Here is a 14,568-nt window from a genome sequence, read left to right on the forward strand (position 1 = left end):
GACACATTTTTATCTATCCCCTCGCGGAAACAGTAGATTGTTACAAGAATTATTTAATGAGTTCCAGAATCTCGGAAGCATTCTCTGGTGTAACTTTTACATAGTCTACCATGTATACGTTGTCAACATCTTTGCCGTTTACGAAATCAAGAGCTACATCTGCTGCTTTGTGAGCCTGTCCGAAGTAATCGTTGAATACGGTACCGGTCATCTTGTCGTTCATAACGTTCTCAACAACCTCTACCAGAGCATCAACGCCTACTAAGTAGATGTCTTTGTTTACAGTTCTGCCAGCTGCTTCGATTGCCTGCAGAGCGCCAAGTGCCATTGCATCGTTGTTGCAGAATACAACATCGATCTTGTCGCCATACTGGGACAGAGCGTTTGCTGTGATCTCCTGACCTTTGGTCTGATCCCAGTCACCACGCTGTTTGGTCAGCTCTTCTACTTCGATATCCTGAGACAGTCTCTCGATGGATTTCTCGGTTCTGTACTGAGCATCGACGTTCTCCGGATCACCCTGAACCATGATGTAACGAACAACGCCGTCACCGTCTGCATCGCCCTTGTTCTCAAGCTCAGCGATCTCTTCGCCCTGGTATGTACCGGACTGTCTAGCATCAGCACCTACATAAGTAGCTTTGATACCATCCGTTACCCAAGCCTCTTCTCTCTCAGCATCCGGCTCACGGTTGATGTAAACAACCGGGATACCTGCCTCGTTGCAGATGTTGGTAACATCCGGCTCGGAAGAAGCCTGTACCAGGTTTACGATCATAACGTCAAATCCCTGTGTAACGAAGTTACGGATCTGGTTCATCTGCTCGGACTGGTCATTCTTACCATCCATGATGGAGATGTTCTCTGCCTTTAAGCCAAGCTCGTTTACTAAGTAGTTCTGAAGCTCGTTTCTATAAAGTGTCATGAAGTTATCAGCGAACTGATAAATGGAAATACCAACTTTAACTTCTGCCGGGTCTTTGCCCTCAACAGCTTCTTTAACAGCCTCGCCGTCTGCTGCTGCGGTTGTCTCTGCGTCCTCTGCTGCTGCAGTTGTCTCTGCCGGTTTGCTGCTGGAGCAAGCGGTTACAGAAAATGCCATTGCAGTTGCCAGACCAAGTGCTGCTACTTTTTTCAGTTTCATAATATTTGTCCTCCCTTAAACCTGCGTATCCGTTTGTGCTATCCGGATCCACCGAACAGTTAAATTTTCCGCATACACATATTATACAGTTTCGCCGATTCGTCATTTTTTCTTATCGACACCTTTATTATACGGATCGTTTGTACACTTTTCCATATGATTTTCTTGGTTCTTATATAAATTTTTTTTAGATTCTTTGTGATTTTATTCACATATTCTTATTTTTCCGGTGTAAAACTGTGGGATTTTATGGTAAATCAGCAACCGTCAACGCTTTCTGACTGCATTGATAATAGGTTCCGTCCTCTAATTCGACCTTTTCCTGTACATTTTGACCAAGTGCCTCGGCGGCAGCTATCTCAAAAATCACTTCTGCATACTCGTCGCTGTCGCACTGGACTGTTCCATACAGTTTTCCGCTCTTAAGCCCCTCGATTCCCTGCGAAGTCCCGTCGATGCCGACCACCTTCACGCCCCTTGTGTCACCAGCGCGTTCAAGCGCCTCGGCAGCTCCGAGCGCCATCTCATCGTTGTTGCAGATCACCACCTCGATCGCATCCCCGAACTGGCGGATCCACTGTTCCATCAGCGCAGCCGCCTGGCTCCGATCCCAGTTTGCCGAACCACCGGTCAGTTTTTCCAGCGGAATATCTCCGTCGCGCATCGTCTGTACCGACCACTCTGTGCGGATCAGCGAATCCTGATGGCTGCGCTCGCCCTCCAACATCACATATCCCACGGTTCCATCCTCATTTAAATCAAGACTGCCTGGATTTTCCTGATACGCATCCACCAGAAGTTCTCCCTGCAGAACCGCCGATTCCCGCGCGTCCTCCCCTACATAATAGAGGTGCTCCCATCGTTTCATGTCCTCCTCGACCGGTTCGCGGTTGAAAAATACGACCGGCGTCCCGGCATCCATCGCCTTGTTGATGACATACGATGCCGCCGAGCGATCCACCATATTAACGCAGATCGCATCGTATTCCAGAGAAAGGAAACGATCTACCTGACTGTTCTGCGTATTTTGGTTTCCCTTCGGATCCATGATTTCCAGATTAACCTTGATGCCCGTCTGCTGCTCATATTCCTTCGCCTTTTCCTCCAGACTGGAACGGATATTGTTGATAAAGGCATCGTCGCCCCGGTACAGCGTCACGCCGATACGGATGCTCTTTTTTTCTGCCGGTTTTGCCGCGCTGCATCCATTTAAAAGAAGTGTGCCCGCTGCCAGAAGCGCCAGCACCATCTGAATGCTTTTTCCGCTTTTTTTCATTTCTCTATACCCCCCTTCCCAGATTTTTAATCAATCGGGTACAGCATCTTCTCATATTTCTTTGACCGCAGCTCATCCTTCTCTATATAGTAGGATTCCAGTGAAAGCTGGCTTCTCTCCTGCTCTTTTTCAATCGCCTGCACTGCTTTTTTGACCGCAAAATAGCCCGCGTCAAACTGGTTTGTCACCACCAGCCCCCGGATTGTCCCCTTGTCAAGCTGATCCAGCAGGGACGGCATCATCCCGACGCCGTACAGCCCGGAAATGTATTTTCCGTACACGCTGCTTCCGCCGACAATCTCCGCCGCCTCCGCTGTACTGGCGAAATCCAGTGCCGCCACCACCGCCGTGCCGCTGCCCGGATAAACTGTTTTTTCAATGACGGAACGGTAAGTATCATCGGTGCCGCGCGGCACAATGGTATAGGAAAAGCCCTGTTTTTCCAGTACCTCCGTCAGCCCCTGTTTCATCTCCCCCGCCTTGCCGATATATGGGTTATCTGCAAAGATCCAGACAGGAAGATCGGGGCTCTGTTCCGCCGTAATCGCCTCGCCAAGCTTTCTCCCGGCTGCCGTCCAGTCCATATGAACCGCTCCCTTGACCTCCTCATCCGGTGATAATTCGCCCAGCAGGATAATCGGCGTTCCATATGTATTTTCTTCCAGATATTGGCGGCATTCCAGCTCATCAACCGGCTCCAGTATCACTGCCCCGGCACCGGCTGCCGCTTCCCGGCGCACCAGCTCCATCTGCTGTGCCAGATTATCCTTTTCATACAGGGTAATAAAGCTGACATCTACATTATACTCAACCGCCGCCTGATCCACGCCCTTGCGGAAGTTGACGTAATCATCATCCGAAGTATCGCTGATAATCAGGGACACCGGGTAGACCTCCACCTCTTTTTCCTTGATGATCCAATCCGTGGAGGAAAGGAGATACAGCAAAATAAGTCCCACACACAGGATTCCCCAGAGCACCAGCTCCTTTTTTTTTCTCACTCCATATCGCATTGATCTGTCGCCCCCACTTTTACACCTTCTTCTCTTCCAGCACTTTCTCGTAAGGCACTGCCGGAAGATGAATCTTCACCGTGGTTCCCTCATCCGGCTCCGACTCGATCGAAAGACCGTATTCCTCGCCGAAATACAGCTTGATCCGCTCGTTGACATTGCGTACCCCGATGCCGGATCCGCGCTTGGATGCCACGTGCGCCGTATCGGTAAAGAGGCTCTCGACCTGTTCCTCCGTCATGCCAAGCCCATTGTCCCGCACCTCCAGATACAGCTCTTTTTCCTCCTGCCAGGCGCGCACGAAGATCTCGCCGTCACCGTCCATATATTCCATGCCATGGTAGATCGCATTCTCCACCAGCGGCTGCAGCATCAGTTTTAAACTTGCAAGTTCCAAAACCTCATCATCTGACTCGATCGTGTAGGTAAACTTATTTTTAAACCGCATCTGCTGGATCATCAGGTAGTTCCGGACGTGTTCCAGCTCATCCTTCACGGTAATTAAGCTCTTGCCGCGGCTTAAACTGATACGGAAGAACCGCGCCAGCGCCGTTACCACCTTGACCGCCTCCGTTTTCTGCTCATTTTCAATCATCCAGACAATGATATCGAGCGTATTATAGAGGAAATGCGGATTGATCTGCGACTGCAGCGTGTCAAACTCCTGCTTTCGTTTTGCCTCATGCTCACGCACAATATCCTGCATCAGGAGGCGGATCTGACCCGCCATATCACTGATCGATTTTCCCAGATGGCGTATCTCATACGAACCGCCGATGTACACAGGTGCGCTTAAATTGCCCGCCTCCAGGACGCCGACCGATTTTTCCAGCTCGCGGATCGGATTCGTGATCCTCGATGAAATATAAGAGTTAATCAGAGCCAGAATGCACAAAATGAGGGCAATGACAAATACGATAAAAAGCCTGGTTTTGATCGTATTGAGCGACACGGCATTTTCCGGCGTCACCCCGACCACCTTCCAGCCTGTGTAGCCGATCGTCTTGACCGTCGCCATCCGCTTTTTTCCGGCAAATATCTCCTCATGGTTTCCGTCCGAATAGCCGGCTGCCCGTCCATTGTTCTCCTGTACCCAGCCGGAATCCAGAAGCTGCATCTGCGGATGGTAAAGAATTTCGCCATTTCCGCTGATCATATAGAAATAACCGCCGCGCCCCGTCGTGATGCCGCCAAAGAGCTGTTCCAGGCTCGAATAGCGGATATCGACCAGAAGGACGCCCTGCGAGGTCGAGGTTCCGTGTGTCAGCTCGACCGCCCGCGACAGCGAAATGACCCATCGGTATTGATTTTCCGCATTGTCAAACACATACTGTACGTGCGGCAGGGAAAAATGCTGGTTTTCCGTCCGGTTTAAGGCGCTCCGGAACCATTCTTCCTGCGTCACATCCACCTCATTTTTCAGACGCACCGCCGGGACTGCCTCCAGAAGCGCCCCATCCTCCGAAAACAGGGCAATATTCTCCACATTATCCTTATTATTATCGTAGAGAAGCGTAAATTCACTTCCAAGCGACTGGCTCGACAGATCGGCATTCTTGATCGTGCCATAATAAAGCGAGTCGGACAGCTTCATGATCGTGCGGAGGTACGACTCCACAGAGCGACCCACCTGCGCGATCAGGTTCTGGCTCTCCTCCTGTACTACTTCCGTGACCTGCCGTGACATTCTCTGGTACAGCGACAGGGAGATCAGCACGCTCGCCGCCAGCGCCGTGATCGTAAAATAGATAAAGATCATCGACCGGATGCTGGCGTCGTCAAAGAGCTTTTTCTTCCAGATCGTCCTTTTTTTACCCATTATGCCTCCCCACTCCGGTGTGCCGTGCGGTACCGCGTCGGGGAAACACCGAATTTTTTCTTAAATACGTAACTGAAATAGTTCTGCTCCGGGTAGCCGACCTTTTCCGCGATGATATACGTCTTGTCGTCAGTTGCCATCAGAAGCTCGACCGCACGCCCCAGCCGGACATCGGTCAGATAGGCGATGTACGCCTGTCCCGTCTCCTTCTTAAACATCGTTGAAAAATACGCCGGGCTCATATGCAGATGGCGGCAGATCTTCTCCACCGACAGATCCGGATCTTGAAAATTGTCCTGAATGTACTGCTTCGCCTCGCGGATCACGTTTTTTGTCGTATTGCTCCGCTCTTCTTCCATTCCGGCATTCATCTTGAGCGCCACCTCGGTCAGGTACGGGCGGACATTCTCCATCTTCTGGACGCGCCCCAGAATCTCAAAATAATCATTTTCCACGCCAAACATCTCGCTGATCCGCAGATCATACTGCTGGGAGAGCTGTGTCAGCACATTGATGATCGCAAGCACATACGCCTGATACTGGCGGTAATGCACCCGCGCATCCTCCATCCGGCTCACAATCCCGTCTATCACGGAACGGATCTTTTCCTCCGGTCCAAACTTGACTGCCGCTATAAGCTCCGACTCCATCCGGCTGTCGAACCGGAGTTTTTCATGCCCGGACGGCTCCATATCGCCGATGCAGATCACGCCGCCGGAACCCGTGATCGCACGGTAACCGAGCGCATTGAGTGCAGTGTGGCACGGGCGGCTTAAATCCGTCAGCGAACTGCAGCTCTCGCCCACGCCGATCGTAACCGATACCTCCAGAATTTTCTTCGTCTCCTTGCAGATATCGCCCAGCAGGGCAATCAGCCCGGTCTGTGTATTGTCTTTGTCGATCGCCACCAGAAGGATCGTCTCAAAGGAAGAATGGAATACAATAAAACGGTACTGCCCTTCCAGTTTTTCCTCAATCAGATTGCGGACGGAGATCGGAATCAGCTCCCGCTGCTGATGCAGCGAAACTGCCTTGTCCACCTTCTCATCCGGTTCCAGATGGATCGCCGCAATCACCCATTTGACCGCACCCGCAACGTCGATCGCATATTCGTTCAGTTTTTCCTCAATCTGCGTTTCCTCCATGCCGCCTTGAATCAGGTCATTCAAAAAATGTTCCCGGAGCGCCGGAAGGCTCTTGATATAACTCTCCCGAAGCAGGGTAACATTCCGCTTCTGCTCGATCTCCTCATCGAGATTTTTCTTGATTTTCTTTAAAATTGCCGTCAGCTCTTCGACATTGACCGGCTTTAAAATATATTCGATCACATTGAGCTTGATCGCCTTTTTTGCGTACTCAAATTCATCAAAACCAGAAAAAATCACGATCTTGATGGACGGATATCTCTGCCGTATATTCTCCGCCATCTCCAACCCGTCCATATATGGCATCCGGATGTCTGTCAGCACAACATCCGGCTCATTCTGCTCGATCTTTTCCAGTGCTTCCTTCCCGTTCTCCGCATCCCCGATCACCTCGAATCCGGCATCCTGCCAGTCGATTTTGCGTATGATGCTTGTCCGTACTTCCTCCTCGTCATCTACCAGCATGATTTTATATGGGTTCATATGGATTCGTCCTTTCAGTTCCTGATGCAATGTTGTTGTGAGCCAGTTTGTCTTAGGACTCTGGAGCTCTGCTACGGTATCCCCATTCCAGCTTTCCCTGACACCTCATGAGGAAGTGGCTGGGCAGGCTGGAATGAGGGGAATTTCTTTTTTTACATTATACCACATCTTTCTTTATTTGTGAGTTTGTGATTTTTCACTGGCAGGTTCCATTTTCTGTAAAGGCGTGCTTCGTCCCCGGGTGCGGGAACCCGTTTCCACACAGCGTCTGCATCCGGTCCGCCGTCCGCGGCAGGCGAGACAGTCTTCATCTATTTCATAAACGGCATTTCCATCAATGATCAGCCGGGTGTTCATAGTTCTGAATCCTTTTCTTTCTTATTTTTTATAATATACTATATGTAGTTTTTCCTATCCCGGAGCTTTTTTTCTTTAAACATTCCCGTTCTTTTTCGGTTCCAAAAGTGCCTACCCGTGAACCAAAACGTCTTTTTTTCCTCTCATCTGCATATATTGAGACAAAGATTTGGGAGGTTTTTTCGTGAGCCAAGATGTTTCTCTCAAAATGACCGAGTTAGACCGCCTGACCTCACTCCCACATATGCAGCTTGTCAAGGCGGCGCTTCCCTATATTCACATCCCGGAACAGCGTTTTTTCTCCCTGTTTGTGAAATTCCGCGAACTAGAAAAGACGATGCAGCTATTTGCTGATCCGGCCGACGGTGAGATCGGAATCTGCTCGGTGGGCGAACGCGACAAGGATTCGCCGGTTGATATGCTGAAAGCGATCAAGCCGTATGGCACAGAGGAAGAGCAAAGTTCGATCGATCTGGTCTTAAATTTTATCGAAGGTTCCCGCCTCTATGAATCCTACTGGCAAAATATGCCGCAGACAGCATCCTTTCCGACTTCGCAGGATATCCAGAATGATTCACCCAATTCTGATGCAGTTCCGGCATCTGTCCTTTACCCGCAAGCCGAATATTCCCGCAGACAGAAAGAACCCACAGACCGTGCATCTGGCACATCCACTTCAAACAGACAGGAGGCACACACTATGGAATTTCAAAACTGGAAACAGGATCCGAGACTTCGCTCCATGGATCCAGACAAAATAAAACAGATGGAACAGTTAGCCGATCAGGCAAGGAACACGCCGCAAGACAAGCTTCTGCCGCTTCTCATGAGTCTCCGGGGCAGCAACGGTTCCCCGCAATTCTCAACCTCAGAAATGGACACTCTTTTTTCGATCCTGACAGACCAAATGCCCCCAGCGCAAAAACGGCAGGCGGAAATGCTGCGGATGCTGAGCCGGCAGATGGGCGGGGCAAATAAATCATAAAACCAGAGTTGCCATTGCTATTTTTTCCAAATCATGCTACAATTCATTTCGATAATGGGGAGCTTGTGATGCAGGCTGAGAGGGAACCAAAAGTTCCGACCCAAAACCTGATTTGGATAATGCCAACGTAGGGACAGATATTTTGAGACACCTGAGCGCCGGATATTGTCCGGCGTTTTTTTGCACACTCACGCGAAGGGGAGAGACTTTTATGAACTTTTCAAAAACAAAAAAAAATTCCAGTTCGAAACAATCCCTGGGCGGACAAAAGATCGTTCCGATTTTGTTTCTAGCCTCACTTTTAGTCATCTGGGAGCTGGCGTGCAAGTTATTTTCGATTCCACTCTACGTACTTCCTTCCCCGGTGCAGGTTATTCAGTCGCTCTTTACTGAATCTGCAACGCTCAGCCATCATGCAGCAGTAACTGTCATGGAAGCCGTGATCGGCATCCTGCTCTCCCTGATTCTGGCGATCGTGCTCGGCATCCTTATGGACTGCTTTCCTCTGGTCCGCCAGGGCGTCTACCCGCTTCTTGTGGTAACACAGACGGTTCCGATGATTGTACTGGCGCCGATTCTCATCATCTATATGGGATTTGGCATCGCGCCGAAAATCCTGACCGTTATCCTGATGTGCTTCTTCCCGATCGCCGTCAGCTTTTCCGACGGTCTGGCACAGGTCGATGAGGAATACGTTCATCTCGTCCGTTCTTACGGGGCAAGCCGTTTATCCGCCTACCGGTTAGTCAAAATCCCGGCGGCGATTCCGGCGCTTTTATCCGGTCTCAAGGTTTCCGCGACATACAGCATCAGCGGTGCCGTTGTCGGCGAATGGATCGGTGCCCAGGAAGGACTCGGCTATTATCTGCTACGCGTCAAAAATGGCTATATGCTGGATCGCGTCTTCGCCTGCGTTCTGATTATTATTATCCTGAGCCTGTGCATGAATGGACTCATCCGGATTTATCAGCATTTTGCACTTCCTTATTTGAAAAATGACGCAAATTAAAACTTAGGTTTTTGCACGATTCCTGCAATCATGCGTGAATCTGCCAAATAGTTATATTTTTTAGGAGGACTTATGATGAAAAAGAAATCTGTTGCTGCACTGTTTACCGCTGCCTGCCTCGCCGCTGGCTCTCTGGCTGGCTGCTCCGGCGCATCTTCCACTGCTTCCAGCGAGGCTGCCGACAACACCGAGGCATCCGATGCAGCCCAGAGTGCTGATAATACCGCCTCTGACGACGATACCAAGGATCTCGAAGATGTTACCGTCATTCTGGACTACGTTGCCAACACCAACCACACAGGTATGTATGTCGCACTGGATCAGGGCTATTATAAAGACGCTGGTTTAAATGTCTCCATCGTAGAACCGACCGAGGGTGCAACCGCGACACTCGTTGCCGTTGGAAAAGGCGATTTCGGCATCAGCTATCAGGAGGACGTCACCATCGCCTTGACTTCCGCCGATCCGCTTCCTATTAAGGCGATCGCAGCCATTCTCCAGCACAATACCTCCGGCTTTGCAACCTATGAGGGCAAGGGCATCAACTCCCCGAAGGATTTCGAGGGCAAGACCTACGCAGGCTGGGGCGGACCGGGTGAAGAGGCAGTTCTGAAAGCCGTTATGACCCAGGACGGCGCTGATTTCTCCAAGCTCAACATGGTTATCTCCGACGGTTCCGGTTTTGAGGCACTCAAGGACAAAGTCGATGTGATGTGGTTCTTCGAAGGCTGGGATAATATCAAGTGTGAACTGGCGGATTTTCCGATCCACTATATGCCGGTCCGCGACCTTGACAGCCGCCTCGACTACTATACTCCGGTCATCATTGCCAACAATGATACTCTCGAAAACAAACCGGAAATGGTTAAAAAATTCCTCGCAGCCACCGAAAAAGGCTATGAATATGCGATCGAAAACCCGGATGAGAGCGCTGAGATCCTGCTCAAATATACTCCGGATTCTTCCCCTGAACTGCTTCAGAAATCCCAGGAATATCTGGCTGACAAGTACATGGAAGATACTGACCAGTGGGGTGTCATGAAGGATGAGGTTTGGGATAACTACACCGATTTCATGGTAGAATACGGTGTGATCGACAAGGCAATCCCGGCAGCTGACTGCTACACCAATGAATTTCTTCCGGAGAAATAAATAGAATCATCCAAAACCGGAATGATTGCATTTCTTTCGCAAAACAATTAACACAATTCACGTGCGCCCGCCCATTCTGCCCCAAACACGGACAGGCATGGTTCCGGGCGTACCGTTTTATTGGATTATTTGAACTATGAGGTATTTCTATGAAACTAGAACTTCAAAACCTTTCCTTTTCCTATGGGACACAGGAAATCCTGCACGATTTAAGTTTTTCCGTGGCGGAGGGCGAATTTGTCAGCCTGCTCGGACCGTCCGGCTGTGGCAAATCCACCATTTTAAAACTTTTAACCGGCGTCCTGACGCCATCTGACGGAAGTATCCGCACCGATGGAAACGAAATCCACGGCATAACCGGTCATTTCGCCTATATGCCGCAGAATGACCTTCTCTTCCCGTGGAAAACGATTCTGGACAACGTCTGCCTCTATGGGGAAATCCACGGTTCGCTGGCACTTGCCCGTGAAGAGGCGCTGAAAAACTTTCCTGCGTTCGGACTGACTGGCTATGAAAACAGCTATCCTTCCGCTCTCTCCGGTGGAATGCGGCAGCGTGCGGCATTTTTACGCACCGCCCTCTGTCAGGCGGATATCCTGCTTCTCGACGAGCCGTTTGGCGCCCTCGATGTCATCACTCGCAGCGAAATGCAGGACTGGCTCCTGGCGATGCGCGCGCGGTTAAACCGCACCGTTCTTCTCGTTACACACGATATGGACGAAGCGATTTATCTATCTGACCGCATTCTTATCCTGAATCCGGCACCGGCTGGGATCGTCAGTGAGATCCGGATTGATGAAAAGAAACGGGATCGGAACTGGCTGTATGAGCAGGGCGAGCTGCGGAAGACCATTTCTCAGAAAATTAAAGGATTTTAACAAAGGATTTTATATAAGACAACTTTGGAGGTTATTTTCATCATGCCATCCCATTATCCACTCATCGATGCCCATACACATCTGGGAAGTGACTCCGAACGGAGCGAACGTCAGAAAAAACAGATTTTAAGCCTCGTCTGCGCTTCCACACCGCCCGAAGCCGAAGCACTTTTAAAAACTGCCAAACCTTACCTTCTCCCCACCGCCGGGCTGCATCCGTGGCAGGCGACATCATATTTCGTAAATGATATGCTGCCCTACCTCACCGCCTGCCCGGTTATCGGGGAAATCGGCATGGACAGTGTCTGGTGTGATGTCCCGCTTGACCGCCAGGAAGAAGTCTTCCGCGCCCAGCTCGCCATCGCCTGCCAAATGAAAAAGCCGGTCATTCTCCACACCAAAGGCGAAGAAGACCGGATCGCTTCCATTCTCCCAGAATACCCAAACACCTACCTCGTCCACTGGTATTCCTGCGAAGAATATCTGGATCAATATCTCGCCCTCGGCTGCTATTTCTCCATCGGACCAGACGTCCTCTGGAACCCACCCGTCCGTACTCTCGCTGCCCGCGTCCCGCAGAACCGCATTCTCATCGAGACAGATGGAATGGGAGCCGTCAAATGGGCATATGAAGCGCCGGAAGCGCCTAAAAACAGCCAATTAGCCGATGCACGTGAAAACACAAAAAACGTAGAAGATGCACTCACCCACACACTTCTCGAAACCGCCGCCATCCGGCAGACAGAACCCGGTGTTCTTGCAAAACAGATACAAAAAAATCTCATCTGGGGATTCCTATCTGCTTCCAAATAAAAATCTCCAAATGAGATCGGATCCTATTTTATTCTAATAGTTTGCAAGATCCGCTTCATCCTGCACCACCACAATCTTCGTCCCGGCATCCACCTGGCACACAACCTGTTTCATATCTTCCTCCGGAATACTGATGCACCCGGAAGTTCCCGTATTATTCCAGCTCTTCGGGCAATGCAGAAAGATCGCCGATCCCTTTCCCGGTGTACACTCCGGATTATAATCCAGCACCAGGCCATAATTATACTGCGGCGCCTGCGCCATCAGATTCTCCGCCGAATTCCAGTCCTTCTGTACCTGCTTCGTATTTTCCAGCTTGTTATAATACTGGCTGTTTCCGTCATCCACATAATAATCGCCGTCCACGATCTGGTGATACGGCAGAATCGTTCCCGGATTTGCCTTCAGGCCAAATGCCATCGTAAAGCGGTACACACCCGCCGGCGTCTTCTTATCGCCCTCCTGCTTCTGCATCGTGATACCGTTCATGCCGCTGACCGCTTCTTTCGACATCACCTGCACCAGTTTTCCATCTGCATCGCGTTTATACCAGTCCAGACGGCTCTTCGCCGGATCCTGGCGGTTGCCAATCACCACAATCAGCTGCGTTGCATCCTTCGCCGCCTCCAGTGTATTTACATCCCCGTTGTAGCTTGCCGTAAGCGCCGGCCCTGTCGCTTTCTCCGCTGCCATCGCAGCCGCCGGAGCTGCCGCACTCATCAACATGCCTGCTGCCAATACTACCATTGCTTTCCGCTTCATTCTCAATTTCATCTTATTTATCTCCTATTATTTTATGTATCTGAATTTTACTCAAAAATCGGCTGCTTTTATCTTCCGCACACCCTGTCATTTCCTGCCACTTTCCAGTCCAGCCGCCTGCAGCATCGCCTTTCCAAAAATATGATGAAACAGCGCAATCACGCGCCCCACCAGCATGACAGCACAGACCGTTCCAATGCCGATTCCCACCGGTTTTCCCGCAAACAAAAGTCCCATAATCAGTGACAGAACAATGCAAAACGCATCCACACAGTTCTTCATCAGACCCGTGCCGATTCCAAAGGTGTCTGCAAGCACCTGCACCAGACCATCGCCCGGATTTGGCACCAGCCGCATTGACAGGGACATCGCCGCGCCGATGCCTGTAAAAATCAGGGCAAGCATCAGCACTCCCAGGCGTCCTAAAAGTCCAGACGCCTCCGATCCGCATTCTTCTAATGACGGTATGCACACTGAAAATACATTCAGAAATCTTGTAAATACAATACTCAATGGAAACTGCAGCGCATCTTTCATAAGCAGGCTGCGTCCGGCTTTTCCTTTCTCCCGCAGATGAATCGCCGCCTGAATCAAGACAAAGATACCATACAGGACAAAGGTCATATCACCAAAATTCCGGTTCCAGATCACGGATGCCGCATACGAAAGTGAAATAATCGGCGACACTCCGAGTCCAGCTTTCGTATTGAGCGTAAGCCCCATCGCCAGAATCAGAAGCCCCATCAGATAAAAGCCCCACCGTGCTGACCCGCTTCCCGTCGTTTTCTCCGTCATTTCCATGTTGTGATTCAAGATTTCCTCATCTCTTTTCTTACTATTTGTTAAACTTATTCTATTATAGATCCTCCTCTTTCCACTTGACAAGCGCTTCCTGTATTCTAAATCTTCCAATTTTCTTACGAAATAAATATTCCAGCCTGCCTACATTCTACAGTCACAGCCTACATCTTACCATTGCGCCCCATTGAACCCACGACAAATTTCTGCTGCCATCAGATTATCTTACAGCACTTTCCGTTCTCTTTACTTTTTCCATTCCCTATGCTACACTAAACTCATGATTTTAGCTGTATCAAAGGAGTTTTATACATATGAAAAAAGATATGACCGAAGGGCGGGAATGGTCCTCCATCCTGCTCTTTTCCCTGCCCATCATGGGAGCAAACCTGCTGCAGGTTTTGTACAACCTAGCTGACAGCGTGATCGTCGGAAACCTCATCAGCGCGACCGCCCTTGGAGCCGTCGGACTGACCAGCTCCATGACCTGGCTTCTGACCGCCATCTGCACCTCCATCGGTGCCGGTGTCAACATCGCAGTCGCCCAGTATTTCGGTGCCAAAAAAGAGACGGATATACAGGAATCCATCTCCGTCTCCTATCTGATCGCCGTGATCGCAAGTATATTTTTAACCGCCGCCTGCTTTCTGGCAGCCCGTCCAGTTATTTTCGGCTTTTTGCAGGCACCGGAAGAAATGCGTTTCGACAGTATGGCATACTTTCTGATCTACAGCGGCGGAATTATTTTCCAGCTGCTCTACAATGTTACCTACGGCATCCTGCGGGCACACGGGGATTCGCGCGGCGCACTCATTTTCCTGATGATCTCCGCCGCCCTGAACATCGTGCTGGACTGTGTGTTTATCTCCGTCTTTCATATGGGTGTCTCCGGCGCGGCTGCTGCGACCGTGATCGCACAGGCAGGTTCCGCCAT

The 14,568-nt window shown here is 50.4% G+C and carries 13 protein-coding genes and 1 riboswitch; of the genes, 6 read left to right on the plus strand and 7 right to left on the minus strand.

What is annotated here, in order from left to right:
* Positions 1-49 precede the first annotated feature (49 nt).
* The 5 genes from QVO97_RS04725 to QVO97_RS04745 form a co-directional block, all read right to left on the minus strand.
* Positions 50-1,144 (minus strand): substrate-binding domain-containing protein, encoded by a 1,095-nt coding sequence (locus QVO97_RS04725; RefSeq protein ID WP_022359234.1) that lies wholly within the window; start codon positions 1,142-1,144, stop codon positions 50-52.
* A 247-nt stretch (positions 1,145-1,391) separates the two neighbouring features.
* Complete coding sequence (locus tag QVO97_RS04730) at positions 1,392-2,420, minus strand: galactose ABC transporter substrate-binding protein (protein ID WP_022359235.1); 1,029 nt, start codon at positions 2,418-2,420, stop codon at positions 1,392-1,394.
* Between the two features lie 26 nt (positions 2,421-2,446).
* Entirely contained in the window at positions 2,447-3,421 is a 975-nt protein-coding gene (locus QVO97_RS04735) for a substrate-binding domain-containing protein (RefSeq protein WP_288188956.1), read from the minus strand.
* Between the two features lie 31 nt (positions 3,422-3,452).
* Positions 3,453-5,252, minus strand: a complete 1,800-nt coding sequence (locus QVO97_RS04740; RefSeq protein WP_022359237.1) for a sensor histidine kinase — start codon at positions 5,250-5,252, stop codon at positions 3,453-3,455.
* Positions 5,252-6,880: a response regulator transcription factor gene (locus tag QVO97_RS04745; RefSeq protein WP_022359238.1), complete on the minus strand. Its 1,629-nt coding sequence runs from the start codon at positions 6,878-6,880 to the stop codon at positions 5,252-5,254. The genes QVO97_RS04740 and QVO97_RS04745 overlap by 1 nt, the downstream gene beginning before the upstream one ends.
* Positions 6,881-7,421: 541 nt before the next feature.
* Here QVO97_RS04745 and QVO97_RS04750 point away from each other — a divergent pair.
* The 5 genes from QVO97_RS04750 (at position 7,422) to QVO97_RS04770 (ending at position 12,074) form a co-directional block, all read left to right on the plus strand.
* On the plus strand, positions 7,422-8,222 hold the full coding sequence (locus QVO97_RS04750) for a hypothetical protein (protein WP_022359240.1): 801 nt from the start codon (positions 7,422-7,424) through the stop codon (positions 8,220-8,222).
* A gap of 45 nt (positions 8,223-8,267) precedes the next feature.
* Positions 8,268-8,373, plus strand: a riboswitch (TPP riboswitch).
* A 60-nt stretch (positions 8,374-8,433) separates the two neighbouring features.
* Complete coding sequence (locus QVO97_RS04755; protein ID WP_022359241.1) at positions 8,434-9,231, plus strand: ABC transporter permease; 798 nt, start codon at positions 8,434-8,436, stop codon at positions 9,229-9,231.
* Between the two features lie 75 nt (positions 9,232-9,306).
* Complete coding sequence (locus QVO97_RS04760) at positions 9,307-10,383, plus strand: ABC transporter substrate-binding protein (protein WP_022359242.1); 1,077 nt, start codon at positions 9,307-9,309, stop codon at positions 10,381-10,383.
* A gap of 149 nt (positions 10,384-10,532) precedes the next feature.
* A complete protein-coding gene (locus QVO97_RS04765) occupies positions 10,533-11,261 on the plus strand; it encodes an ABC transporter ATP-binding protein (RefSeq protein WP_022359243.1) in 729 nt (242 codons plus the stop codon).
* 42 nt (positions 11,262-11,303) lie between these two features.
* A complete protein-coding gene (locus QVO97_RS04770; RefSeq protein ID WP_022359244.1) occupies positions 11,304-12,074 on the plus strand; it encodes a TatD family hydrolase in 771 nt (256 codons plus the stop codon).
* Positions 12,075-12,107: 33 nt separating this feature from the next.
* On the opposite strand, the gene QVO97_RS04775 is transcribed toward QVO97_RS04770, so the two are convergent.
* Both QVO97_RS04775 and QVO97_RS04780 read right to left on the minus strand, forming a co-directional pair.
* Positions 12,108-12,848, minus strand: a complete 741-nt coding sequence (locus QVO97_RS04775; RefSeq protein WP_022359245.1) for a L,D-transpeptidase family protein — start codon at positions 12,846-12,848, stop codon at positions 12,108-12,110.
* Positions 12,849-12,923: 75 nt separating this feature from the next.
* Complete coding sequence (locus QVO97_RS04780; RefSeq protein ID WP_022359246.1) at positions 12,924-13,649, minus strand: YczE/YyaS/YitT family protein; 726 nt, start codon at positions 13,647-13,649, stop codon at positions 12,924-12,926.
* 299 nt (positions 13,650-13,948) lie between these two features.
* Between QVO97_RS04780 and QVO97_RS04785 the strand changes: the two genes are divergently transcribed.
* Positions 13,949-14,568, plus strand: a 620-nt coding sequence (locus QVO97_RS04785) for an MATE family efflux transporter (RefSeq protein WP_288188961.1), incomplete at its 3' end; no start/stop codon positions are given.

This window comes from Clostridium sp. CAG:43 (genome assembly GCF_000434655.1).
In the GTDB taxonomy this organism is placed as follows: domain Bacteria; phylum Bacillota; class Clostridia; order Lachnospirales; family Lachnospiraceae; genus Otoolea; species Otoolea fessa.

Excerpts from the sequence above, each read along its gene's own strand:
- QVO97_RS04725 (WP_022359234.1), bottom strand. The coding sequence starts at position 1,144 with ATGAAACTGAAAAAAGTAGCAGCACTTGGTCTGGCAACTGCAATGGCA.
- QVO97_RS04730 (WP_022359235.1), bottom strand. The coding sequence starts at position 2,420 with ATGAAAAAAAGCGGAAAAAGCATTCAGATGGTGCTGGCGCTTCTGGCA.
- QVO97_RS04740 (WP_022359237.1), bottom strand. The coding sequence starts at position 5,252 with ATGGGTAAAAAAAGGACGATCTGGAAGAAAAAGCTCTTTGACGACGCC.
- QVO97_RS04745 (WP_022359238.1), bottom strand. The coding sequence starts at position 6,880 with ATGAACCCATATAAAATCATGCTGGTAGATGACGAGGAGGAAGTACGG.
- QVO97_RS04755 (WP_022359241.1), top strand. The coding sequence starts at position 8,434 with ATGAACTTTTCAAAAACAAAAAAAAATTCCAGTTCGAAACAATCCCTG.
- QVO97_RS04760 (WP_022359242.1), top strand. The coding sequence starts at position 9,307 with ATGAAAAAGAAATCTGTTGCTGCACTGTTTACCGCTGCCTGCCTCGCC.
- QVO97_RS04765 (WP_022359243.1), top strand. The coding sequence starts at position 10,533 with ATGAAACTAGAACTTCAAAACCTTTCCTTTTCCTATGGGACACAGGAA.
- QVO97_RS04770 (WP_022359244.1), top strand. The coding sequence starts at position 11,304 with ATGCCATCCCATTATCCACTCATCGATGCCCATACACATCTGGGAAGT.
- QVO97_RS04775 (WP_022359245.1), bottom strand. The coding sequence starts at position 12,848 with ATGAAATTGAGAATGAAGCGGAAAGCAATGGTAGTATTGGCAGCAGGC.